22 protein-coding genes are annotated in these 25371 nt (G+C 54.6%); 14 read left to right on the forward strand and 8 right to left on the reverse strand.

The window, feature by feature from the left end:
• Positions 1–23 precede the first annotated feature (23 nt).
• A complete protein-coding gene (gene putP / locus ACYVJT_RS00490; RefSeq protein ID WP_343959127.1) occupies positions 24–1532 on the reverse strand; it encodes a sodium/proline symporter PutP in 1509 nt (502 codons plus the stop codon).
• Between the two features lie 210 nt (positions 1533–1742).
• Between putP and ACYVJT_RS00495 the strand changes: the two genes are divergently transcribed.
• From ACYVJT_RS00495 to ACYVJT_RS00510, 4 genes are all read left to right on the forward strand, one after another.
• A complete protein-coding gene (locus ACYVJT_RS00495) occupies positions 1743–5285 on the forward strand; it encodes a proline dehydrogenase family protein (RefSeq protein ID WP_343959125.1) in 3543 nt (1180 codons plus the stop codon).
• 68 nt (positions 5286–5353) lie between these two features.
• Positions 5354–5980 (forward strand): TetR/AcrR family transcriptional regulator, encoded by a 627-nt coding sequence (locus ACYVJT_RS00500; protein WP_343959123.1) that lies wholly within the window; start codon positions 5354–5356, stop codon positions 5978–5980.
• Positions 5977–6489, forward strand: coding sequence for a PH domain-containing protein (locus tag ACYVJT_RS00505; protein ID WP_343959121.1), 513 nt, complete (start codon positions 5977–5979; stop codon positions 6487–6489). The genes ACYVJT_RS00500 and ACYVJT_RS00505 overlap by 4 nt, the downstream gene beginning before the upstream one ends.
• Positions 6486–8054, forward strand: a complete 1569-nt coding sequence (locus tag ACYVJT_RS00510; RefSeq protein ID WP_343959119.1) for a PH domain-containing protein — start codon at positions 6486–6488, stop codon at positions 8052–8054. The genes ACYVJT_RS00505 and ACYVJT_RS00510 overlap by 4 nt, the downstream gene beginning before the upstream one ends.
• A gap of 7 nt (positions 8055–8061) precedes the next feature.
• Here ACYVJT_RS00510 and ACYVJT_RS00515 read toward each other — a convergent pair whose 3' ends face one another.
• From ACYVJT_RS00515 to ACYVJT_RS00530, 4 genes are all read right to left on the reverse strand, one after another.
• Positions 8062–8304 carry a hypothetical protein gene (locus tag ACYVJT_RS00515; RefSeq protein ID WP_343959117.1) on the reverse strand — a complete coding sequence of 81 codons (243 nt, stop codon included), beginning with the start codon at positions 8302–8304 and terminating at the stop codon, positions 8062–8064.
• Between the two features lie 29 nt (positions 8305–8333).
• A complete protein-coding gene (locus ACYVJT_RS00520) occupies positions 8334–10100 on the reverse strand; it encodes an ABC transporter ATP-binding protein (RefSeq protein ID WP_343959115.1) in 1767 nt (588 codons plus the stop codon).
• A 44-nt stretch (positions 10101–10144) separates the two neighbouring features.
• Entirely contained in the window at positions 10145–11917 is a 1773-nt protein-coding gene (locus ACYVJT_RS00525; protein WP_343959113.1) for an ABC transporter ATP-binding protein, read from the reverse strand.
• A 170-nt stretch (positions 11918–12087) separates the two neighbouring features.
• The gene (locus tag ACYVJT_RS00530; RefSeq protein WP_343959111.1) at positions 12088–13617 is read right to left on the reverse strand and encodes a DUF1846 domain-containing protein; all 1530 of its coding nucleotides are present in this window, start codon (positions 13615–13617) and stop codon (positions 12088–12090) included.
• Positions 13618–14240: 623 nt separating this feature from the next.
• Between ACYVJT_RS00530 and nrdH the strand changes: the two genes are divergently transcribed.
• The 4 genes from nrdH to nrdF all read left to right on the forward strand — a co-directional run bounded on the left by nrdH (position 14241) and on the right by nrdF (position 18246).
• Complete coding sequence (nrdH, locus tag ACYVJT_RS00535) at positions 14241–14492, forward strand: glutaredoxin-like protein NrdH (RefSeq protein WP_343959109.1); 252 nt, start codon at positions 14241–14243, stop codon at positions 14490–14492.
• Positions 14493–14532: 40 nt separating this feature from the next.
• Positions 14533–15024 carry a class Ib ribonucleoside-diphosphate reductase assembly flavoprotein NrdI gene (nrdI, locus tag ACYVJT_RS00540; RefSeq protein WP_343959107.1) on the forward strand — a complete coding sequence of 164 codons (492 nt, stop codon included), beginning with the start codon at positions 14533–14535 and terminating at the stop codon, positions 15022–15024.
• A complete protein-coding gene (gene nrdE, locus ACYVJT_RS00545; RefSeq protein WP_343959318.1) occupies positions 15024–17168 on the forward strand; it encodes a class 1b ribonucleoside-diphosphate reductase subunit alpha in 2145 nt (714 codons plus the stop codon). The genes nrdI and nrdE overlap by 1 nt, the downstream gene beginning before the upstream one ends.
• A gap of 97 nt (positions 17169–17265) precedes the next feature.
• Entirely contained in the window at positions 17266–18246 is a 981-nt protein-coding gene (gene nrdF / locus ACYVJT_RS00550) for a class 1b ribonucleoside-diphosphate reductase subunit beta (protein WP_343959105.1), read from the forward strand.
• 176 nt (positions 18247–18422) lie between these two features.
• On the opposite strand, the gene ACYVJT_RS00555 is transcribed toward nrdF, so the two are convergent.
• On the reverse strand, positions 18423–18701 hold the full coding sequence (locus ACYVJT_RS00555; protein WP_343959103.1) for a metal-sensitive transcriptional regulator: 279 nt from the start codon (positions 18699–18701) through the stop codon (positions 18423–18425).
• Between the two features lie 115 nt (positions 18702–18816).
• Here ACYVJT_RS00555 and ACYVJT_RS00560 point away from each other — a divergent pair, with 115 nt between their 5' ends.
• The 3 genes from ACYVJT_RS00560 to ACYVJT_RS00570 all read left to right on the forward strand — a co-directional run bounded on the left by ACYVJT_RS00560 (position 18817) and on the right by ACYVJT_RS00570 (position 21402).
• Positions 18817–19002 carry a DUF8730 family Cys-rich protein gene (locus ACYVJT_RS00560; RefSeq protein ID WP_343959101.1) on the forward strand — a complete coding sequence of 62 codons (186 nt, stop codon included), beginning with the start codon at positions 18817–18819 and terminating at the stop codon, positions 19000–19002.
• Positions 19003–19038: 36 nt separating this feature from the next.
• Positions 19039–20460, forward strand: a complete 1422-nt coding sequence (locus ACYVJT_RS00565) for an MBL fold metallo-hydrolase (protein ID WP_343959099.1) — start codon at positions 19039–19041, stop codon at positions 20458–20460.
• A gap of 102 nt (positions 20461–20562) precedes the next feature.
• The gene (locus ACYVJT_RS00570) at positions 20563–21402 is read left to right on the forward strand and encodes a thioesterase family protein (protein WP_343959097.1); all 840 of its coding nucleotides are present in this window, start codon (positions 20563–20565) and stop codon (positions 21400–21402) included.
• 68 nt (positions 21403–21470) lie between these two features.
• Here the strand turns inward: ACYVJT_RS00570 and ACYVJT_RS00575 are convergent, their stop codons facing one another.
• Positions 21471–22103: an MBL fold metallo-hydrolase gene (locus tag ACYVJT_RS00575; RefSeq protein ID WP_343959095.1), complete on the reverse strand. Its 633-nt coding sequence runs from the start codon at positions 22101–22103 to the stop codon at positions 21471–21473.
• Between the two features lie 268 nt (positions 22104–22371).
• On the opposite strand from ACYVJT_RS00575, the gene ACYVJT_RS00580 reads away from it, so the two are divergent.
• Positions 22372–22806 carry a hypothetical protein gene (locus ACYVJT_RS00580; RefSeq protein ID WP_343959093.1) on the forward strand — a complete coding sequence of 145 codons (435 nt, stop codon included), beginning with the start codon at positions 22372–22374 and terminating at the stop codon, positions 22804–22806.
• A gap of 107 nt (positions 22807–22913) precedes the next feature.
• On the opposite strand, the gene ACYVJT_RS00585 is transcribed toward ACYVJT_RS00580, so the two are convergent.
• A complete protein-coding gene (locus ACYVJT_RS00585) occupies positions 22914–24008 on the reverse strand; it encodes an S-(hydroxymethyl)mycothiol dehydrogenase (RefSeq protein WP_343959091.1) in 1095 nt (364 codons plus the stop codon).
• 148 nt (positions 24009–24156) lie between these two features.
• On the opposite strand from ACYVJT_RS00585, the gene ACYVJT_RS00590 reads away from it, so the two are divergent.
• Both ACYVJT_RS00590 and ACYVJT_RS00595 read left to right on the forward strand, forming a co-directional pair.
• Entirely contained in the window at positions 24157–24948 is a 792-nt protein-coding gene (locus ACYVJT_RS00590) for an SOS response-associated peptidase (protein ID WP_343959089.1), read from the forward strand.
• Between the two features lie 98 nt (positions 24949–25046).
• Entirely contained in the window at positions 25047–25370 is a 324-nt protein-coding gene (locus ACYVJT_RS00595; protein ID WP_343959087.1) for a DUF6504 family protein, read from the forward strand.
• Position 25371 lies beyond the last annotated feature (1 nt).

A 25371-nucleotide genomic window follows, 5' to 3' on the forward strand; every position in this document is an offset into this window, starting at 1 on the left:
TGCAACGTCAGATCTGTCTGAAACTATTTTCCGGCTACTGTTGCTTTCATACGCGTGAATTCCTCATCAATTTCTGGCTGAGGCTTCTTGGTCAGCAATGAGACCGCTACGGCAACCACGAGGTTAGCAAGAACCCCGGGGACGATTTCGTAGAGGTTGAGGGCTTCTTTGATCGCAGGAACGCTGCCCCAAATATAGGTCACCGCGGCACCGGCAACCATCCCAGCAAGCGCGCCCATGGCAGTAATGCGTCGCCAGTAGAGGGCCAGTAGAACCATCGGACCGAATGCGGCGCCAAAGCCAGCCCAGGCGAAACCAACGAGATCTAAAACGGTTGCTTCCGGGTCGCGGGCGATGAGGACGGCGATGATGGTGACCAGGACGACGGACCCGCGCCCCAACCAGAGCTGAGTGCGTTCATTCGGGTTCCGTTTGAACAGACCGTAGACGTCTTCAACCAAAGCGGAGGACGACACGATGAGTTGGGACGACATTGTCGACATGATCGCTGCCAAGACCGCAGCCAGTACCAAACCGGCTATGAACGGGTGAAACAGAATTTGTGACAGGGCAAGGAACACGGTTTCGGAGTTTTCGAGTGGTTGGCCTTCGCGTTGGAACCAGGCCACCCCGATCAGACCGGTCAGCACGGCGCCGGTCATAGAGATGGCAACCCAGCCGGTGCCGATGCGACGAGCCGTCTTGATTTCTCGGGGGTCACGGATCGCGAAGTGACGTGCCAGGATGTGTGGCTGGCCGAAATAGCCCAGGCCCCATGCGAGACCGGAAATAATCACGAGCGCGGAGGTCATGCTGAATTCACCGCCGGTGAAGGACAGGTGGCTCAGGCCCTCTTGGAGATCAGATTCGCTGATAAGACTGACCACTTCACCAGGACCCCCAAGTTGGACCGTAGCGATAATCGGTACGGCAACCAGAGCAGCCAACATAAGCAAGCCCTGGGCAACGTCGGTGAGTGATACACCGAGGAAACCACCGAAGGCAGTATAGAGCAGCGTGACAGCGGCGACCACGAGGAGGCCGGTCATGTAGGGCCAACCGAACGCGGATTCAAAGAACGCCCCGGATGCGACCATCATCGAGGCAACATAGAAAATGAAGAACAGTAAAATAATGACGGCTGACACGGAGCGCAGCAAACGGGTGCGATCCCGGAAACGTTGTTCAAAGAACGCCGGCATAGTGATCGCATCGGACGTGATCTCCGAATAGACCCGCAGACGCGGTGCCACAATTTTCCAGTTGAACCAGGTGCCTATCGTGAGACCAATTGCAATCCAGGCTTCAAGTAAACCGGTGGCGTACAGCGCACCGGGCAGACCCATCATGAGCCAACCCGACATATCGGAGGCTCCTGCAGAAAGAGCAGCTACCCGCGGCGACAGGTCACGTCCTGCTAGCAGAAAATCTCGACCTGTTTTTGTCCGGCGGTACGCGTACAATCCAATGCCAACCATCAGAAGTAAATAGGCGACGATGGCGGCCAGTTGATAGGCATGTTCTTCATTCATAGCAAACAATTATTCGTCACTGACAGCGCAATTTCCAAATCTCAATCACCGCTGATAGGCGTCGAGTAATCATGATGCTGGTTGTTGCCTGTATATTCGCTGGTCGTAGGCTTGATTTGTGCAAAATGTGTTGGCCGTCATCTTCTGTCTTCTCCGGCCGAAGCCGTATGATACGTGTCACAAGAGATGCAACTTGGGATCGGAAGCATTATGGCTACTGCAGATCATCGTCCGGCTGATATTGCTCCATGGCAACTTGGAGATGCTGCCATCGAGCAAGTTCGAACATGGTTGGCGGCGGCCGCACGTATCGAACCGGATGCTTCCGCCCAACAGTTGGCTGGCGTGTTGAAAGATCCTGCCGGATTAGATTTCACGGTTAGGTTTGTGGATCGTGTTGTACGGCCGGAAGATGCTGGGGCTGCAGCCGAAGCCCTGGCAGATATCGCTGATGATGTCCCGGAGTTTCTGCCCTGGTATCTTCAAACCGCAGTGCGCGCCGGCGGCAAGTTGGGGAAACTCGCGCCGGGTGTTGTGGTGCCGGCCGCACGGGCTGCACTGCGATCAATGGTCAGCCACTTGGTGATTGATGCGCGCGATCAGCGCCTGGGCAAAGCAATCCACAGGCTTCGCAGCAACGGTATCCAGCTCAACATCAACCTGCTTTGTGAAGCCATCCTCGGCCAACACGAAGCCGATAATCGGATTGCGGCTACTCTGGCGCTCATCGAACGCCAGGACGTGGACTACGTCTCAGTGAAAGTTTCGGCCACCGTGGCACCACACAACGCTTGGGCACACGACGCGGCGGTTGATGACATCGTCGAACAACTCCGTCCGCTCTATCGGGCAGCAATGCAAGCGGATCCGGTGACCTTTATCAACCTCGACATGGAAGAGTATAAGGACCTCGAGCTCACGCTGGACGTGTATCGCATGCTCATGTCCGAGCCAGAATTTGCTCAGTATGCGTCCGGTATCGTCTTGCAGGCATATCTGCCGGACGCCTATCAGGCCATGGTTGACCTGCAGGAATTTGGAGCGCAGCGGGTCGCTGCGGGTGGAGCCCCCATCAAAGTGCGCGTGGTCAAAGGCGCTAACCTGCCCATGGAACGGGTTCAGGCAGCCATGCGGCACTGGGAACAAACCGTGTGGCCCAACAAACAAGACACCGACACCAATTACAAACGCATCCTCAACTATGCGCTGACACCAGAGCACCTGACCAATGTACGCATCGGTGTTGCCGGACAGAACCTTTTCGATATCGCCTTGGCCTATCTTGTAATGCAGCATCGTGGCATCGCCACCCACGGGCCAGTCGATTTTGAAATGCTGCTGGGGATGGCCACGTCCCAAGCCGAAGCCGTTCGTGCCGACGTTGGTCGACTCTTGCTCTACACGCCGGTGGTACACCCGGATGAATTTGATGTGGCGATCTCGTATTTGGTGCGACGCCTGGAAGAAGGTGCCTCTGATGAGAACTTCATGTCAGCGGTCTTTCAACTCGAAGACGAGTCGTTCTTCGACCGTGAGGCAGAACGCTTCCTCTCCTCGCTGGCACAACTAGAATACGAAAGCGATCTTGTACCGCAGCGGCGGCGCACTCAGAACCGAAAGACCGAAGACTTCACCGAAGCTTCGTCACCGGCTTTTGCCAATGCGCCAGACACAGATCCACATCTGCCAGCCAACCGCGCGTGGGGGCTCAATATCATCGAGCGCATGGCCAAATCCTCGCTGGGTGATGCCGTGGTGGCAGACCATCACGTTGAGACAGTGGCACAGCTGGAAACTGCGATCAGCGCTGCCATCGATGCGGGAAAAGTCTGGCAGGATCTTTCTGTGACCACCAGGTCCCAAGTGCTGATTCGTATCGGCGACCGTCTGGCAGCCGCCCGTTCTCAGCTAATCGAAGTGATGGGGTCCGAAACGGGCAAGACCATCGATCAAGCTGACCCAGAAGTCTCCGAAGGCATCGATTTTGCTCGGTATTACGGTCAACAGTGCCTCGAGTTGGACAATATCCCGGGGGCAACGGCACGTCCTGTGGAGCTGACGGTAGCAACCCCTCCATGGAATTTTCCCACGGCCATCCCAACCGGTTCGGTCACCTCCGCTTTAGCTGCGGGCTCACCGGTCATCTTCAAGCCCGCACCGCAAGCGCAACGCACCGGTGCTGTCATCGTCCAAGCAATCTGGGAAGCGCTTGATGAGTTTGGTCTCCCGCATGACATCGTCAGGTTCGTCATCGCTGAGGAATCCACAATCGGTACCAAACTGGTCTCGGATCCTCGCGTACAACGCGTGATCTTGACCGGCGGCTATGAGACCGCACGATTGTTTAGAAGACTTCGTGCAGACATGCCACTGCTGGGGGAGACCTCCGGAAAGAATGCCATCATCGTCACCCCATCGGGCGATTTGGACCTCGCCGTCGCGGATGTGGTGGATTCGGCGTTCGGCCACGCCGGTCAAAAATGTTCGGCCGCGTCGCTGGTCATCATGGTCGGTCGCACCGCGGTGAGTCGACGCTTCCATCGTCAGCTGATCGACGCGGTCAATTCATTGGTCGTGGATTATCCGACAAACCCGCAGGCACAAATGGGCCCGGTAGTCGACGAACCGGGTGAAAAGTTGGCGCGCGGTCTGACGAAACTCGAAGCAGGGCAACGTTGGAATCTCACCCCACAACAGTTAGACAATTCGGGTCGTCTCTATTCGCCCGGTGTTCGGTCTGGGGTGCAACCAGGATCTGAATATCATATGACCGAGTATTTCGGGCCGATCCTTGGTGTGATGGCCGCAGATACCCTGAAAGAAGCTATCGACTATGTCAATGCCGTACCGTACGGTCTGACTTCGGGCATTCACTCGTTGGATCCAGCAGAAATTGCGACCTGGTCTGAACACATTACCGCCGGCAATCTCTATATCAACCGTGGAATTACCGGTGCGATTGTGCGTCGTCAGCCGTTCGGTGGTTGGAAACGTTCTGCCATGGGCCCGGGGTCCAAAGCGGGTGGGCCTAACTATCTCATCGGCCTGACAGACTGGCACGATGAGCCGCTAACGCTGCCCCAAACCCACGATGAGATGGCAAGGCGGCTCCTTGCATCCGCGGGGCAATGTCTCGAGGAGACAGATGCTCGGTGGCTAGCCACCGCAGTTGCCCACGATGCCCAAGTGGTGCACGTGTATAAGGGCCAGCACGACATTTCGGATCTGCAGGTCGAAGTCAATGCGTTGCGCTACCGTCCCGTGGCCGTGACACTGCGTCTGGCCGACACCACGTCACCGGCGATTGCTCACCTGTTACGTGTGGCTTTTGCTGGCATCCGTGTCCAGGCCGCCATAGCAACCGGCGAAGGCACCGGAAGTCTGCCGCGCAACACGGTTTCAGTACCCGAAGGGGCTCCACCTGAGCTGACAGCGGTCTTTGCCGATACCAATGTGGAGGTCTTTTTTGAAGACACCGAGACATGGTTGCAGCGCGTCGCCTCACTGGTTGACGTTGACCCTGCGGTGGGTCCCGAGCGTATCCGGCTTATTGGCTCTGCCGAAACGGGCATGACCATGCGCGCCACCGCGCACAGTCCGGAGACTGCAGTGTATACCCGACCGGTCACATCTGCCGGGCGATTAGAAATGTTGCCCTTTATTCGCGAACAGGCAGTGACGATGACAGCACACCGATTTGGCACGCTCAACGATCTGCCGCAACGCGCGTTGGGCACGATACGCTCCTGGTAGAAGAGCCCGGGCCCCCGAGTGTCACCGGATGTTTGCAAAAATTCGTCCAACTGGTCTATTTTTAAACCATGCAGAATGATCGTGAACCAGTCGCGCAGAAAAAACTGTCGTTTATTGAAGAAGCTCGACGGGGACAAATCGTGGACGCAGCCGCGGCAACCGTCGCTGAGCTCGGCTATGCTCAGACATCCTTGGCTCGGATTGCCGACCGCGCACAGATCAGCAAGGGCGTGATTACCTACCACTTCGCCACCAAGGACGAGATCCTGCGATTGGTGGTGACACAGTTCTTCGAGCAGGGCTGGGAGTTTATGGAAGGTCGAATTCTGACCCAGGATACAGCGCTTGGACAGCTGCTCGCGTGGATCGGCGCTGAGCTGGAATTCTTCGCTGCACACCGCACGGGGTTTCTGGCGATGAGTGATATTGTCGCCAACCATCGCGGCACAGACGGGTCGCACGCTTTTGGAGATGAGTTTGCAGAAGAAATCCAAGGGCTGACGGACATTCTGTTGGGGGGTCAACAAGATGGTGAGCTCCGGGCCTTCGACGCCCGGAGTGTTGCCCAGATTATTTTGCGCACGGTGGACGGTTTGTTGATGTCATGGGCGACTGACCCCACGTGTGATTTAGCCGAACAAACGCCCGTGTTACTAGATTTCATCGTCCACGCGATTCGAGCGGAGTCATCATGAACGATATCGTGAGTGAACGTCTACACGTTGCTCTCCGTCCACCAAAGCACCGAGTTGAGCGTCGGGCGATCGGCTGGTGGGCCATTCAATCTGCACTCATAACCGTGCCGCTGATGGTCGGTGCCATCGTGGCCTATGTGCTCTGGGGCAGTGACAGCTGGTGGATAATCCTCATCGTGGTGGCAGCGGCCATAGTTTTGGTGCTCGGCGTCATGGTCGAACCGCTGTGGCGTTATCGTGTGCACCGATGGGAAACCACCGGCACTGCGGTGTATGCCCGGAGTGGGTGGCTCGTAAAAGAATGGCGCGCCAGCCCGTTATCCCGCATTCAGACCGTTGACGCGTTGCAAGGACCGGTAGAGCAACTTCTGGGCCTGTCGACACTGCGAGTGACCACTGCGTCATCATATGGTGCCATCGATATTGGCCGTTTAGATAAAGCGACCGCAGATCGCGTCGCTGATGAGCTGACGCAGTTGACCGAGGCAATCCCCGGTGATGCCACATGAGCACACAGCATAGCTCCGCAGCAGACTGGCAACGTCTCAGCGGTCGAATTATTTGGGTTGACCTGGCACAAATCGTCATCACACAGTTGCCCCTGGTGATCGCCATTTGGGTGATGGGTGTCTCGCTGGGAGCCGGGCAACTCTGGCCGCTGGTCGGGTTGGCCGCAGTGGGGCTGATTGGTGCGGTTGGCGATGCGATTCGCTGGTTGGTGACGCGGTATCGCGTTACGCCTACCTACGTTGAGCTCAAAACCGGTGTGCTATTCCGCCGCCATCGCTCGATACAGCGTGATCGGATTCGCAGTATCGACACCGAAGCCAAACTCCGGCACCGCATTGCCGGACTGCGGGTGGTGACGATTGGTGCCGGCCAGCAAGCAACCGCCGATGAAGCAGCTCTGGAACTCGATGCCTTAATTGCTGCCGATGCTGGAGCGCTGCGCCAACGCCTACTCTCCACAGAGCAAGGGCACAGTCCCAACAGTGATGTACTACTCGAAGACGAGGAAACGCCCGAAGCACAGGCAGCCACAGACCGAGAAGTACCGCTGCAGGTCTTTGCCCGTTTCCGCCCAGGCTGGGTTGTATACAACATCTTCAATATCTGGGCCTATCTCGTGGCCTTGGGCCTCGTGGGTGGTGGGTGGTGGATACTGTCCACGCTGAATATTGATGTCGCCGGTTTGCTCATGGCTTCCTTCGATTGGGCGAGCATCGGTTGGATTGGTACCACGGTCATCGTAGTGATTGCCGTGGGCCTGGTCGGCATGCTGGGCATGACCGTGGACTTCTTCACCGATTTTTGGAAGTTCGAACTGTCACGCGTTCGAGGCCCCGAAAGTACTGAACTTCGGACATCTCAGGGGCTCTTCACCACACGTGAGGTCAATAGGGATGAAACACGAATCCGCGGTTTCCATATTTCTCAACCGCTCTTCTGGCGATGGATGGGCGTCACAGACACTTTGGTCATCACCACCGGGCTGAGCCTTTGGTCGATGACACAACCCGCAGCCATCCTGCCCAGAGTGCCACTCGCCTTGGCACGGGAGGTGACTGCTGACATCATGGCGCCTGAGGCGAGCCCCTTTGATGCACCGCTGACCAAACATCCATCGGCAGCTCTACGACGACGACTGTGGTGGGCCACCGTTATCACGCTGATCGTCGGGGCAATTCTTGTCGTGCTGATCATCCAAGAGGTCATAGCACTTGAGATGCTGTGGGCCATCCTAGGATTCTGGTTGTTCGCGCTAGCAGGTGCTTTCGTCGCTTACCGCGCATTGGGCCATACGATTACCGGCAAGTACCTGGTGGTCCGTTCCGGACTGTTGAATCGTTCGACCGTGGCCTTAAAGACAGAAGCGACGTCGACGATCGTCATTTGCGAATCCTTGTTCCAACGTCGTCTCGGGTTGCAAACAGTCTCCGCTATGACTGCTGCTGGATACGGAGGATACGATGCTCCGGATCTCGCGAGGCAAGACAGCTTGGAATTTGCGACCCAAGCTGCACCTGGATTCCTCGACGAATTCCTCGAAGATGAGGCTCGGTCCAACACTTAAGCAATTTTTAGGTGTTGCGGCCAGCTTGTTCCGAGGGTGCATCTTTATCCGCCCAGATACCCTTTTTCTGGTCATAGGCACGCATTTGTACCCACATCAGCGCCACGACGGCCACGGCAAGGGTGATCCATGAGCGATCAGTGCCAAAAAAGACCTCGTCGTTGAGCACAACCGCCATCAGCTCGATGAGCACCACAATGACCACACCGACGACGGCCCCGAGCACGGCCGCTTTGACTTTGCCTGGCATATGGTTGAGCTCCTGCGTTGGTGTGTGGACTATTGGGTGTCGCTGAGTGAATCTTGCCATGCCTGATGCAGTTGTGAAAACTGGCCACCGGCGGCGATGAGTTCATCCGGCGTGCCATCTTCTACGATCTGGCCGTCGTCGACTACAAATACTCTATCGGCAATCATCACCGTCGATAACCGGTGGGCAATAATAAAAGCCGTTCGGTTGCCCAACAGTTCTTCAAGGCCCTCTTGAACCATGGCTTCCGTCGGAGCATCTAAGGACGAGGTTGCTTCGTCCAAAATCAACACGTTAGGATCCGCAAGAAAGGCGCGAGCAAAGGAGACGAGCTGGCGTTGACCTGCGGACATCCGTCCTCCGCGGGCCCGCACATCCGTATCAAATCCGTCGGGCAATTCATTGATGAACGTATCCGCGCCAATGATGGCCGCAGCAGCCTCGATTTGTTCGCGGGTCGCTGCTGGGTTGCCAATCGCAATGTTGTTGGCCACCGAGCCGGAAAACAGATAGGACTCCTGCGTGACCATCACAATATTGTTGGTCAGCGTATCTAAGCTCATGTCTTGCAGATCCACTCCATCTAGGGTGATGGAACCATCGGTTACGTCATAGAAACGTGCCATGAGTTTGGCGATCGTCGACTTCCCTGCGCCGGTGGAACCGACGATAGCAACGGTTTGTCCCGCAGCCACGTGCATTGAGGTTGGCCGCAATGCCAGCGGCAGGTCTTCGTCGTAGCGGAATGCAGCACGATCGAATACGATCTCGCCTTGCACATTTTCTAACTCGACCGGGTCTTCGGGGTCGGTCACCGATGATTTCTCTGCCATCAGCCCCGAGATTTTCTCGAGTGCAGCAACGGCAGATTGGAACGTGTTGTAGAAGTTCGCAATTTCATCAATCGGTTGGAAAAACCGACGAGCATACAACACCAGTGCGATCAACACACCAACTTGCAGCTCCTCACCCAGAACACGGAAGCCACCGACCATGAGTACTGCGGCCACTGTGATGGAGGAAAGCCAGCGCAGGGTGGGCTGATAAATACCGAACAGGTGGATAGAACGCAGCGCGGATTGACGGTGGTCTTCGGCCAGCTGCTCATACTGTTCACCGTTGGCTTGCTGTCGACGATAGGATTTTACCGCGCGAATACCGGATACGGTTTCGACAAAGTGTGAGATCAGCCGGGCAGAATTGGTCTGAATCTGCCGATAGATCACCGACGAGCGTTTCTGAAACCACACCGTGAGCATGGTCGCAGGCACCAAGAGTCCCGCCATGACAACACCGGAGGGCACATCCATCGTCACAATGAGGGTCAGAGTGAAGACCATCTGCAGCACCGAGCCGACCATAATGTCGAGTCCCGAGTTCAGCAGTTGTGCCAGGGCGTCCATATCGGAAGTTTGCCGAGCGACCGTACGCCCCGAAGCGTAGGTTTCATGGAATTTCATGTCGAGGCGTTGACTGTGTAAAAACAGGCGTTTGCGAAGGCCAAATAGCATGTTCTGACCGATAGTCATGTTCCATCGGGTAAACACATACATCAGCCCGCCAGCCACCAGCGCTGCCACAATATGTGCCACCGAAGCTGCAATTGCCGGCGTCGCACGCCCCTCCAATAGGGCAGGTATACCGTTATCAATACCCCAGGCAATAATGGCAGGGCCTGCTACCGATGCGAGCTGGGCCAAGACCACTATGGTCGACAGTCCCACTAACTGCCAGGTGTACGGCTTCAACAAGGTGCCGAGTAACCGCAGTGAGGCCCGCCGTTCGGCCTTGGTCATTTGTTGGTAGCGAGTGGAGCTACCACGTGTTCTCCCCGGTGCGCTCATGCCTGCACCTCAGCACTTCGCGCGGGCTTGCTGGCCATAATATACCGGTACCGCTGCGAGGTGCGCAGCAATTCCTGGTGTGTGCCTACCGCGGTGATTTTTCCATCATCCAACAGCGCAACCCGGTCGGCAAGTGCGACCGTGGAGGAGCGGTGGGCGATAATGAACGTCGTGGTGTTATTGAGGACTTCGTGCAGTTGCGCGGTCACGCGTTCTTCAGTCTTCGTGTCTAAAGCCGAGAGCGGGTCATCCAGTAATAACAGTGACGGCCTCGCAGCGATCGCCCGAGCCAAGGCGAGCCGTTGACGCTGCCCGCCCGAGAGGGAGAAACCCTCTTCACCGATACGCGTGTTGATTCCGTCTGGAAGATCCGCGACAAAACCGGCATCAGCCGTCTCAAGCGCTTCCCACGCGATGTTGTCTTGCTCGCTCCTCGGGAGTGCTGTGTCGACTCCAAGCAGCACATTGTCGCGCACCGAGGACGAAAACAGCGTGGTGTCCTCGAATGCGAATGCGGTCAGCTTCCGAAGATCGTCCAGGTCCATATCGTGCACCGATACACCGTCGATGGTGATCCGGCCGCCGGTGATATCAAACAGACGGGGGATGAGCTGCAGCAGCGTGGATTTCCCATTGCCCGTGACACCAACCAGTGCCATTGTCTCCCCGGGACGGATGTGCAAGTTCACACCTTGAAATAAGTCCGGCTGGTCGCCGGGGGCATCGTGAAAGCGGAACCGTACATCCTCCATGATGAGTTCGCCCGTGGCACGTTCGATTTCGGCAGGTACGGGCTGTTCGGGCGAAACGATGGTGTTTTCGGAATCCATGACTTCGAAGTACCGCTCGAGGGCAGTGGTGGTATTTACTGCCTGACCAAAAAGCATGCCCAACATGCGAGTAGGGCCGACCACCAGGGTAGCGGTGGCGAAATAACTGGCTAACTCACCGACGTTCATACTGCCCGCATTGACCTGGAATAACCCGAGCAACAGACAAATGCCCAACATGATTTCGGGCAGAGCAAACATGAACATATCAAAGCGCGCGGTCGTCCTGGCTTTGCGAATTTCGTTATCTCTCAGGGCGCCGGCTTCAAGTTCGAAATTTTCCAGCGCGTGTTCGCTGCGACCAAAGGCCTTCAGCACACGGATGCCCTGTACCGATTGTTCGACCCGAGTGGAGATTTCGCCGTTGAGATCCTGCGAGCGCCGCGTCAGTACGGAGAAGTCCTGTTGGAACCGGTAGGTCAACACCACAATCGGAATGATGACGGTCATAAACACCAACGCCAATGTCCAGGAGGAGCTGGACATCATGACGATGCCGACCACCACGGTCGCCGCGGAGGAGACCATCATGATCATGCCAAAAGCTATCCAACGGCGGATCTGGGTGACGTCTTGCTGGGCGCGTGACAATAATTGTCCTGAACCCCAGTCGTTGTGGAACGCCACCGGCATATCGATAATCCGCTGGTAAAACCGCACTCGCATTTGGCGTTCGGTGTTCGTCGAGGGCCCGATAGCGAAGACCCGGCGAAGAAATAGTAATACGGCTTCGATCAGTCCGAGCGCTATAACTACACCGCCGGCGATCCACACTGTTGCCGCGGTCGGCGATGCATTGAGATTATTGACCAGGACTTCTAATACCTGGGGGATCATCAAACCCACGACTGACGCCGCAATCGTGACGACGAGTCCTAGATACAACCGTGGACGAATGGGCTCGATGATTCGCCATAAGCGCGCCATGGCTTGTTGCATGGTCGATGCCTCCTACCGGCCTGACCGATTGAATGTAGAACAGCTTTTACCCGGTCATCGTACTGCTCGCGCTGAGCAGTCTGAAGCTATCACCCTGGTTTTACGCCGCGAAGCGTGCTTTTCAGCTACTGGTATGAACGATGAGGTGGTAGGCACCAGGCAGTGCGTGTTTAGTAGCGGTGATACAGCGATTTCCGCCAGTATTCCGGTTCCGCTGTGATGAGCATGCCCAGCTGGCGGAATATCGATTCGTCGACGGAGCCCAGAATGGTCGTGGTGTGCACATCGCAACCACGAAGATGCTGTAGCTTCGCGATGGCCTTGCGCGCATCTTCCGATTCAGCGGCAGACACAGACAGAGCAATGAGCACTTCATCTGTGTGCAGCCTCGGGTTGATCGAACCCAGGTGATCGATTTTCAGCGTCTGAATCGGCTCGATTGCTTGTGGACGTAACAGATGGACGTCGTCGTCGAGACCAGCCATGTGTTTCAGCGCGTTGAGGAGCATGGCGGCTGAACATCCAAGCAGTTGAGACGTCTTGCCGGTAATGATGGTGCCATCGGGCAATTGCACTGCACTGGCGGGTTGGTTCGTGCGTTCAGCAACCTCGGCTGCAGGAGCCACCACTGCGCGGTCATCCTTGGAGATCCCCACACGCGTCATGATCACTTCGAGACGTGAGGACACGGTGTGATCCGTGGTGTCCATGCGACGTTCTTCGACACGGGCCTTATACCAACGGCGGATGATTTCTTGTTTGGCTGCTTCGGCACATACCGCATCGTCGCTAATGCAGTGGCCCACCATATTGACACCCATATCGGTGGGTGACTTATAGGGGGACTCCCCATACAGTTTTTCCAGCATTGCTTTGAGTAACGGGAAGGCTTCCACATCGCGGTTATAACTGACCGCTTGGCGCTGATAGGCCGCCAAATGATACGGATCAATGATGTTGTTATCATCGAGATCTGCCGTGGCGGCCTCATAGGCCTGATTGACCGGATGCTGGAGCGGCAGATTCCAGATAGGGAAAGTCTCAAATTTTGCGTAGCCGGACCGGATGTCGTGCTGAAAGTCATGGTAGATCTGCGATAACGCCGTCGACAGTTTGCCAGAACCAGGCCCCGGACCGGTCACCACGACAAGGGAGCGAGTCGTCTCGGCATACTGGTTTTGACCAAAACCCTCTGCAGAGATGATTTTTTCGGTATCGGTCGGATACCCGTTAGTGGGATAGTGGTGCGTCACTTTCAACCCAGCTCGCCGCATCCGCTCACTGAAAGCTAGAGCGTTGGAATAGTCTGCGGAGAGTTGTGTGATGACGAGATGTTCGACCATGAATCCTTCGTCACGGAAAATATCAATGAGACGTAGCGCCTCATCTTGATATGTGATGCCGAGGTCGGCACGGATCTTTTCGTGTTCCAAGTCTTTGGCGTTCAGTACCATCATGATCTCGAGCTCGTCTTTGAGCTGTTGCAGCATGGAGATCTTATTATTCGGGGTGAACCCGGGCAGGACCCGAGAAGCGTGAAGATCGTCGAAGAGTTTGCCGCCCATCTCCAAATAGAGCTTGTTGCCAATCTCTTGGCGACGCTGAGAAATAAATTGGGACTGCAACTGAATGTACTTTTGCGAGTCAAAACCAATATGGGGACGAAACGATGCTTCTTGGGTCAAATACTCAGCTTCCACAAGACACCATTGTTCCACGGACTCTTGATGGATCCTAGTTCTTGGCAGCCTAGCCCTCTCAACAACGCCACGGAGAGCATCAGGCGCAGTCCTGGTTCCGCATGCAGGCTACGAAGCACCGTTAGGCTGATCATGCCCTCGGTCCAAAACGCTCCTCTGAGCAGGCCATGTGTGCGCATCATGAGGTGGAGGACGGGGTGGTCACCACAACGTGTAGTGGGAGTTGTTGACTTACGCCACAATCAGTGGTGTTTTCCGAGCGCAACACGCCGGGTTGAAAAATATTTTTCTGTGGATTGCCCGCTTTTCTTGATGCGACGGGAATGTGGAGAACTTTCGAGTTGTTGTATTAAACCCGCACCAGCACGCCGAAGCATCAATTTTGTCTCCTGTGGACTGCTAGGGGATATCTTGTGGAGAACCCTGTGGGTGAATCACATGATTGTAAGCACTACATCTAGTTATGCTTGGCGCCGGCTATCCCTAGATGTAGTATTGGCTTTGTGGTTGAGGCCGATGAGGTGTTCACCAAGAATTTACTTAAAACAACGCCGTATGAACTTGGTTTATGAAGTGTGCGGCAAAGACCGGCACTACTGTACCGATCAAAAGGGAGATAGATCATGACCGTGACCGTTTACAGCAAACCAGCATGTGTTCAGTGCAACGCGACCGTGCGTGCCCTGGATAAAAAAGGCATCGAGTACAACGTGATTGATATGTCACAGGACATGGATGCTCTTGAGCGCGTTCGCGCGCTTGGTTACATGCAGGCGCCGGTTGTCATGACTGACTCTGACCACTGGTCAGGTTTCCGTCCGGATAAAATTTCGGACTTGGAGGAAGCCGGTTCTGCAGCGTCGACCGTTGCATAGGACGCATTTTCGACAGAGGTATTGAGAGGGCAGGGGTAAAATGACTACCCAGGTTCGGGATAGATCATATGTAAAATCGCCGGAGTCGCAGGATATGCTCCAGACCAGTGCGAAATTGATCTATTTTTCCTCGGTATCTGGTTATACTCACCGTTTTGCAGAGAAGTTGGGTTTTGAAGACGGATACATGGCTCGACTGCCATTAGTCACCCGTGAGCCCACACTGTATGCGTTGGAGCCATTCGTTTTAATGCTGCCGACATATGGCGCGGGCAAGGGCCCAGGGGTTGTTCCTAAGCAGGTTATTAAATTCCTGAACGTACAAAACAACAGAGAGCTGATTCAAGGCGTCGTCGCTTCTGGCAATACAAATTTTTATGACGCCTACTGTCTTGCCGGTGACATTATCTCGGCAAAGACCAACGTACCGGTTATGTATAGATTCGAACTGATGGGCACACCAACCGATGTGACCAAAGTTCGTGAAGGATTGGATGCATTTTGGCAACAACACTCACTGAAGAAGAACTGATTCAGTCAGCTAAGAAGCTTCCTGAGGCATGGCAAAACCTCGGATACCACGAACTGAACGCCATTTTGAATCTCTACGGTCCTGATGGCGAGATCCAGTTCGAAGCTGACCATGCTGCCGCACGGCAATACTTCTTGCAACACGTCAACAAGAACACTGTGTTCTTTCACAGCAAGAAAGAACAGATCGACTACCTCATTGATAACGACTACTACGAACCAGCAACGTTCGAACAATACCCAGACCAGTTCGTTTTCGATCTCTACGATCAGGCCTATGCGCACAAATTCCGTTTCCCATCATTCTTAGGCGCCTTCAAGTTCTACACTTCCTATGCGCTCAAAACTTTCGACGGTGAACGCTACCTAGAACGCTACGAAGACCGTGTGGTCATGAACGCTCTCTACCTGGCCCGTGGTGACCAGGACATGGCAACACGGCTCGTTGATGAAATCATCCTGGGTCGCTTCCAGCCAGCTACACCAACGTTCCTTAATGCGGGCAAAAGCCAGCGTGGGGAATTGGTCTCCTGCTTCCTGCTACGTGTGGAAGACAACATGGAATCCATTGCACGTGGTATCAACTCTTCACTGCAGCTCTCCAAGCGCGGTGGTGGTGTCGCACTGAACCTCACCAACTTGCGTGAACAGGGCGCGCCAATTAAGAAGATTGAAAACCAGTCTTCCGGCGTTGTACCTGTTATGAAGCTGCTAGAAGACTCCTTCTCGTATGCCAACCAGCTTGGTGCACGTCAAGGTGCCGGTGCCGTCTACCTGAACGCACACCACCCAGACATCTCTACATTCTTGGACACCAAACGCGAAAACGCCGACGAAAAGATCCGTATTAAGACGCTGTCGCTCGGTGTCGTCGTTCCAGATATCACCTTTGAACTGGCCAAGAAAAACGAGCCAATGTACCTGTTCAGCCCCTACGATGTTGAGGCTGTCTACGGCGTACCGTTCAGCGAAATCTCGGTTACTGAGAAGTACTACGAGATGGTCGATGATCCACGGATCAAAAAGACCAAGATGCAGCCGCGTGACTTCTTCCAGACCGTTGCCGAACTCCAGTTCGAATCCGGTTACCCGTACATGGTCTTCGAAGATCACGTCAATGCAGCCAACCCGATCAAAGGCCGCATTTCGATGTCGAACCTCTGCTCGGAGATCCTGCAGGTTTCAGAACCGTCCACGTTCAATGCAGACCTGTCATATAACCACACCGGTAAAGACATCTCGTGCAACCTGGGCTCGATGAACATTGCTAAGACTATGGACTCCGCGGACTTCGGTGGCTCCATTGAAACAGCAGTACGCGCTTTGACCGCCGTCTCTGACCTATCAGATATTTCCTCTGTTCCATCGATTGCAAAAGGCAACTCCCAGTCACACGCAATCGGCCTGGGCCAGATGAACCTGCACGGCTACCTGGCACGTGAACAGGTCCACTACGGTTCTGAAGAAGGTCTCGACTTTACCAACATGTACTTCTACACCGTGGTCTATCATGCGCTGAAGGCATCGAATAAGATCGCCATCGAACGTAACCAAGTCTTTGGTGGATTTGAAGACTCCAAATATGCATCCGGTGAATTCTTCGACAAGTACACCGATCAAACATGGAAGCCAGCCACCGATAAGGTAGCCAAGCTCTTCATCGACGCTGATGTCCACATTCCAACGCAGCAGGATTGGAAAGAACTCAAAGCCTCTGTCATGGAGCACGGTATCTACAACCAAAACCTGCAGGCAGTGCCGCCAACCGGTTCGATCTCCTACATCAACAACTCGACCTCGTCGATCCACCCGGTTGCTTCCAAAGTCGAGATTCGTAAAGAAGGCCGCCTGGGTCGTGTCTACTACCCAGCGCCCTACTTGAACAACGAAAACCTCGAATACTTCGAAGACGCCTACGAAATTGGGTACAAGAAGATCGTCGACACCTATGCCGCGGCTACGCAGCACGTAGATCAGGGGCTGTCCCTGACGCTGTTTTTCAAAGACACCGCCACGACTCGTGACGTCAACAAGGCCCAGATTTACGCGTGGACCCAGGGCATCAAGACCCTCTACTACGTCCGTGTTCGTCAGCTAGCACTTGAAGGAACCGAAATCGAAGGCTGCGTCTCCTGCATGCTGTAATGCAATAACATGAGGTGTGCCGTATGAATACCAATCAGACGGCACACTTTCTCATGTGACCACCAGCGCCGAAGTTTTAACCGTAGAAAGAAGTTGCATGACTCCTGAAGAAGTAGCGCAGCGCATCCCCACCTATAGCGCCATTAACTGGAACCACATCGAAGATGACAAGGACCTTGAAGTCTGGAATCGTCTCACCTCGAATTTCTGGTTACCAGAGAAGGTGCCGCTGTCGAACGACATCCAGTCCTGGGGCAACCTGACCGATGACGAACGCGAAGTCTCGATGAAGGTCTTTGCCGGACTCACCCTACTGGACACCATTCAGGGCACCATGGGTGCACTCTCATTGATCCCGGACTCGTTGACCCAGCACGAAGAGGCAGTGTACTCCAACATCGTGTTCATGGAAGCCGTCCACGCCAAGTCCTACTCGTCGATCTTCTCGACACTTGCTTCGACCGAAGCGATCGATAGTATCTTCCGTTGGACCCGCGAAGAGCCCACACTGCAGTACAAAGCGCACGAGATCATCAAACACTACGAGGGCGATGACCCACAGAAGCGCAAGATCGCTTCGGTCATGCTGGAATCATTCCTGTTTTACTCCGGTTTCTATTGGCCAATGTACCTGTCTTCGCAGGCACGCTTGACCAACACCGCTGACCTGATCCGCTTGATTATTCGTGACGAAGCAATTCACGGCTATTACATCGGTTACAAATACCAGCGGAACATGGAAAACGAGACCCCGGAACGTGCGGCAGAACTCAAAGAGTTCGCCTACGACATGCTCCAAGATCTCTACGATAACGAAGTGGCCTACACCCACGACATCTACGATCCACTCGGACTGTCTGAAGATGTCAAAAAGTTCCTGCACTATAACGCGAATAAGGCGCTGATGAACATGGGCTATGAAGCCATGTTCCCGGATTCGCTCACTGATGTGAACCCAGCTATCCTGTCGGCCTTGAGCCCGAACTCCGATGAGAACCACGACTTCTTCTCCGGCTCGGGATCCTCATACGTCATCGGTGCAAAAGAAGAAACCGAAGACAGCGATTGGGATTTCTAAGTTGCTGAAGTAACTCAACACCCGTCGGGACTGAGGGAAGCCCCGGAATTGCGAATTTCTGCAGTTCCGGGGCTTTTGCGTCCTTCTTTCTCATACAACAGATGAGCACAGGCAAGAAGACCATTGCACGGTTGGGCCGACATGCGTGCAACTTTCTAAGCATATGTTGGTGGAACTTAGGCGAAGGATAAGAATAGCTTCTCCAATTGTGCGACATTGTCGTCATCAATCTCATCTTCTGCCATGCATTCCTGTAGCGCTGACGAAATGACCAGGAATCCGGCGCGGTCCACGGCCTTCGATACTGCAGACAGCTGCTGAACAATCTCTGCGCAATGAGCATCGTCTTCGACTGCACCGATCACCGCGGCCAACTGTCCGTGAGCACGACGCAGCCGATTTATAATTTTCTTTTTGGCTTCAGGATCGCTCTCTAACCCAGTTATTTGCACCATAAAGTTCTCCATCTCTTAAATACGATTGACTTCAGTATACCCCCATGGGTATAGTTCTTGCATACCCCAAGGGGTATAATATGTAATGCAAGGTAATACCAGTGAGGGAAGAACGATGTGTCGACCAGTGAAATGTGATGTCTGTGAAATGACGACGTGGGCGGGCTGTGGCCAGCATGTCAGTACGGTCAAAGCCTCCGTCCCGGCAGGCCAATGGTGCAACGGGCAGCACACCGAACAAGAAATCGCAGCCGCGCGTGCCGCAAAACCGGGCTTTCTTGCACGGCTCTTCTCGCGCTAACACTGGGTAAGAAAAGAAGTAGGAGCAGAACAATCTATGCTACTTGAACACGTTTATGACACCGACCTAGCTCAGGGCAGTTATTTCATCGGCTGCCAGGCTGAAAACACCGCCATCGTGGTCGATCCGCGTCGAGATATACAGGTGTATCTTGATCTTGCCGCACAGCACGGGATGGAGATTGTTGCCGTCGCTGAAACCCACATCCACGCGGATTACCTATCCGGGACCCTCGAATTAGCGAACGCGACCAAAGCCGATGTGTATGTATCTGATGAAGGCGGAACCGATTGGCGCTACGGCGACGGTTTTCAGCAAGCTGTCGGCATGAAACACGGCCATAAAATTTCCTTGGGAAATATCACGCTTGAAGCAGTCCACACGCCCGGGCACACCCCGGAACACATGGTCTTTCTTGTCACTGATGGCGCCCAAAGCACCGAAACCGGCTTTATGCTCAGTGGGGACTTTGTCTTCGTTGGCGATCTTGGCCGTCCAGATCTGCTCGATGCAGCTGCCGGGGGAGAAGATACCCGTTTTGTGGGAGCACAACAGCTCTTTACGTCACTCCAGGAACATTTCTTGACGTTGCCGGACTACGTTCAGGTGCTTCCGGCCCACGGTGCGGGTTCCGCCTGTGGTCGTGCACTTGGCGCCGTACCAACAACCACTGTTGGATATGAGCGAAACTTCTCCTGGTGGGCTAAGTACGTGCGCGACAACGACATGGACGGCTTCATTGCTGAACTGCTGTCTGGCCAACCTGAAGCGCATGCATACTTTGGTCGTATGAAGATCGAAAACCGTGACGGCCCCGCGATCTTGGGACCGCTGCCTGATCTTGTGGAGTACGCGCCAGAGACATTAGCACCGTTGCTGGAACAGGACGAGAAGATCCTGGTGGATACCCGGCCACATAAAGATCGCTACGAGGCTTCAGTGCCCGGTGCGCTGTCCATCCCAGACGCAGGTAAAGCCGCGACCCACATGGCATGGGCCTATAATCCGCAGCAAGAACACCGTGAATTGATCGTCTTAGCCTCTGATGCTGAACAAGCGAGCAAATACCGGGACCACTTCATTCGAGTTGGCGTCGATGCCATGACAGGTTTTACGACTACTCTCGACGGGCTCTTAGGTGACGGGGTAGCGACAATCACCGTCGAGGATCTGGATGCCTCGTCGGACTACTTTTTGCTTGATGTACGTAATATCAGCGAACTCAACGAAGGGTACATTCCGGGTGCCCACCAGCTTGCCGCGAGTCGGCTCGTCTGGCATAGCGATCAACTGCCCGCGGACCAACCGATCGTAGCCTACTGTGCTTCGGGACGACGTGCAGCCGTCGGAGCTTCGGCACTGCGTCGGCAGGGTTTCAACGTCGCTGAACTGGACGGCGACTTCGGCACGTGGGCGATGGCTGACGGAAACGCTCCGGCGTATCCAAGTGCCCCCTAACCCGTGAGCATCGGGGGTATGATCGATCGTTGCAGTTTTATGCTGTGAAACACAGCCGTGCCACAACTCACAACTCGAGTAAGTATCTGGCAAGATAGGCTCATGACCTCATCACAGGAAGCAACACAAACAGAAGACACTGCGTATTTTCGTCGGACCAAACCCATCGAAATGACCGAAGATGTGCGCACCTCGTTTTTCGTATCGACGATCCACGCCCAAGGCGCCTGGCAAGAAGACGAATTACACATGGCCCCGGTCTCCGGGCTGGTTGCCGCAGAATTGGAAGCATACCAACCGCGAGAAGATTTTATCACCACGCGCATCAGTTTCGATATTCTCGGCAAACTGCACGCCGGTGAAGTCAAGGTTGTGACCGAGACTGTGCGCCCTGGCCGTACAATCGAGCTCATCCAATCGACTGTCTACGCTCAGGGGCGGGCGGTACTTGTTGGTCGAACTTGGAAGGTCATCGCGTCAGATACAACTCGGATCGCCAATATCCATGATCCAGAACTCCCGCCTGTAGAAGATGCAGAACCGTGGGACGAGATGACCGGACGTTGGCCCGGTGGATTCATCCGATCCATTCAAGCGCGCACATTCTCCGATCATGCACCGGGGCATGGTCGAGTATGGATTACCACTGATATTGACATGATCGAGGGAGAAACACCCTCGCCGTTCGTAAAACTTGTGGGGCTCGCAGACACGGCCAATGGGTTGTCTCCAATTGCTGAACCCTCCAGAGGCGACGTATTTTTCGCCAATGTGGATCTGACCATTCATTTCCTGCGCGAACCTGTTGGGGCGTGGCTTGGTTTTGCAATCTCAGCGAATATTGGTGAAACCGGTGGTGGCATTACCTCAGCTATTCTGTATGACGCTGATGGGGTCGTCGGCCGTTGCGAGCAGTCGCAAACCGTACGGTTGGCCGACTGAGACGCTCCTTAAACCACATTGGGCTTCGCCATCTTGAAGGTGGCGAAGCCCAATGTGGTTATGGCATTTTAGTGGCCGCGTTCGATCCATTCATCCAGGTGTGGTTTTTCGTCACCGATGACAGTGGAATCACCGTGACCCGTGAGCACTCTGGTGTGTTCGGGCAGAGTGAAGAGCTTGTTCTGAATCGACTCAATGATGACATCAAAGTTTGAATAGGAACGACCTGTTGCCCCTGGGCCACCATTGAACAGCGTGTCGCCGGAGAACAGTACCCCACCCTCAAGTTCCGGTGCGTGAAATACCACACACCCCGGGGAGTGCCCTGGAGTGTGGATCGCGGTCAACTCAACATTGCCGATGGTGAAGGTGTCACCATCATTGATGTTGCCATCTGGCTGCTCATTTGGATGGGTCGCGTCCCACAGCATCTGATCTTCCTTATGGATGAGTACCGGTGCATCGACCATTTCACGTAATTTGATGACCTCGGAAATGTGGTCATCGTGGCCGTGTGTCAGCAATATAGCCGACACGTTGCGGCCACCAATTGCTTCACGAACTTTTTCCACATCGTGGGCCGGGTCAATGACGATGACATTTTGAGCGTCACCAACAAGGTAGACATTGTTATCCACGTCGTGGGTTTCGCCATCGAGGGAGAAAGTTCCCGAGGTTACAATGTTTTCAATCTGAGCCATTTACATCTCCACCTGAACGCATGCATTTGCCAGCGTTCATCTTGTCCAAGACTATGTTCGTATCATTCAGCGTCATGCGTTCAATCATGACAGCATCCACAACAACCCTAGCTCATCGCCGTTTTTATCCGGAAGAGCCTCTGAGCCTTCATTGGGCATAAGCGGATTTATCCACATATAACGGTGACGACCTTCCGTGATGGAGCCTTTGTGTCATAAATTCGCTGGTATACGCAATGACCCATGGGGCACAATGGAGGGTATGTACATGTCGGTTGAAGTTTTTGCGATCATCATTGCCGCCGCGAGTTTATTGGTCACTATCGGCGGTGGGCTTTTTGCTGGGTTTGCCTGGATGCTTCGGCGGATGGATGCTCGGTTCGCTCAGATGGATGACCGATTTGTCCAGGTTGATGAGTGGTTTGTCCAGACTGAAGCGAATGTGAATGCGCGGTTCGACAGAGTGGATGCGCGGTTTGTCCAAGTTGATGATCGATTTAACAAGGTTGATGAACGGTTTGTCCAAGTTGATGCCAGTATAAACACTCGGTTTAATAAGGTCGATGACCGATTCGAAAACATGGGTGAACAGCTTCAGAAAATGGGCACCCAGATGCGGGGCATTCAAACAGAGCTCAACGATGTGAAGATTGCGGTCGCACGCTTGGAAGGTCCCCGCCCACACCTCATCCTTCCTAGCTAACCAAGCTTCGACATGCATCTGGGCTCATAGTTGGGCCCATTAAAGGAATCCACTGGGGTGCACTTCGTTGGAGTACGCCCCAGTGGATATAGAATTATCGAGACGAATTACAGCTCGATGACCGAACGCAGAACTTTGCCGGCGTTCATTTTGTCGAAGGCCTCGTTAATGTTGTCCAAGCTGATGCGTTCACTGACGAATGCATCGAGGTCGAGTCGACCCATCAGGTACTGGTCCACCAACATTGGGAAGTCGCGGGATGGCAACGTGTCACCGTACCAAGCAGACTTCAGAGAACCGCCACGGCTAAAGACATCCTGGAATGGCAGTTCCAGTTTCATATCGGGATGCGGTACACCGACCAACACGACACGTCCCGCAAGGTCGCGGGCGTAGAAAGCCTGTTTATAGGTTTCGGGATGGCCCACAGCTTCTACGACGAGATCGGCACCGAAACCATCGGTGTAGTCACGAATAGTGTCGACTGCGTCTTGGTTTTTCGAGTTAATCGTGTGGGTTGCCCCCAGGGTTTTGGCCTGTTCCAGCTTGGCATCGTCGATGTCAACGGCGATAATCGTCGTTGCCCCGGCCAGTTTGGCGCCCTGCACGGCGGCCATTCCGACACCACCGCAACCGATGACGGCCATGGATTCACCACGCTTGAGTTCACCGGTGTTAATAGCAGCACCAATACCGGCGACAATGCCACAACCTAGTAGCCCAACCGCAGCATCCTGGTGTGCTTCAAGATCGGCGTCAATTTTCGTGCACTGTCCGGCTGCCACCAGAGTCTTTTCTGCAAAAGACCCTATGCCTAGAGCTGCCTCTAGTTCGGTGCCGTCCTCGAGCGTCATTTTTTGTTTGGCATTATGAGTGTCAAAACAGTACTGCAGCTGGCCTTTCTTGCACGCACGGCATTCGCCACACACAGCGCGCCAATTCAAAATGACTTTGTCACCCACGGCAACATTGGTCACACCTTCACCGATTTCGGAAACTACAGCGGTTGATTCATGGCCGAGTAGATACGGGTAGTTATCTCCGACGCCACCTTCAACATATGAATAATCGGTATGGCAGACACCGCAGGTAGAAACATCTACAACAACTTCGCCGGGGCCAGGATTCGGTACGATGATCGTCTCAATGGTGACTGGAGCGTCTTTTGACCGCACAACAGCGGCTTGAACCTTATGTGCCATAGTTTCTCCTTCAAAATACATAGGTCAGCCCACAGGAGCTGTGGGCTGTTACAGACTATCTGACCATATTTTCAGCCTCGTTGACCATGGTTGGTTGCATGCTGAAGTTCCCTCGCTCGACGCGGCGCTGTGCTGGCATACTGGAGATATGTGTGGACGATTTGTAATGGCACGGGCAATCGGCGACCTCATGGCGGCCGCCGGAGTGGACAATGCGCACTTTGAAGACTTGCATCCCGACTACAATGTTGCTCCGACGAAAGACATTCCCGTGGTTGTCGAGCATTTTCAAAACCCACGAGACGCCAGCACCGAGTGGCAACGTAACCTGTACATGGCCCGGTGGGGGCTCGTCCCGGCCTGGGCCAAAGATCTTTCCTTTGGACAGCGCACATTTAACGCACGCGCGGAAACCGTGATAGAAAAACCATCGTTTCGTGCCGCGGTAAAGTCTCGGCGTGCCGCGATTCCCGTGGACGGGTACTACGAATGGTTAGCTCCACAAACCAAAGGTGAACGCAAACAGCCCTACTACGTCTCCCCAAAAGATGGTTCCCCCATCTTCTTCGCCGGACTCTATGAGTGGTGGAAAGATCCGTCAGCCGACAATGACGCACCGTGGGTACTGTCCACCACCATACTGACCGGGGCCTCGCCAGAGACCGGTTCGGAACCAAAAATTTTGGATGAGCTTGCCGGTTTGCATGATCGGTTGCCGTTGCCCATGAGTACCGCAATGATGCGGGAATGGTTATCGGCAGGGGAAGTCACCAAAGATGAGGCGGCACATCTGGTTGATGCCGTAGTTGCTGGCGCCTATGACGTCGCTGCTGAGTGGGAAATGTACCCGGTAGATCCGATGGTCGGTTCCGTGCACAATAATGGTTCGCAGCTCATCGACCCCCTTGACCCCAACGGCGGACAGGGCACCCTGGTATAATAACGCGCACTGGTTGGGCTTATCATGTCCATCCGGATTCCTAAGCTTTGAAGGCGAAAGAAACGCAAAGTTCTTTCGGCGTAGCAAAGGAGTTTTCAATGGGCACACTGACACAATCCATCCATGTCACCTGCACTACCGCAGGCATTCCACTGCGCATGCTCTACGGCGGACGTTCCTATACGGTCAAAGCTGAACCCCAGCGCTGGTATGTTCGTCGACGCTGGTGGGCTGAAGAACATCGTGCCGAACTCGGGCACGGTCCCGGCCTGGTCGATTATCAGGTCTGGCGGGTCCAAGTTAGCCTCACGAGAGCACAAAACGCTCCAATACTGACGCTCGATATTTCGCATCACATCGAGTCTGGCCGTTGGCGGCTTGTCCAGGTGCATGATGCAATGCGGTTGGAAGAAACCGCCTAAC

This window comes from Yaniella soli (assembly GCF_054782375.1).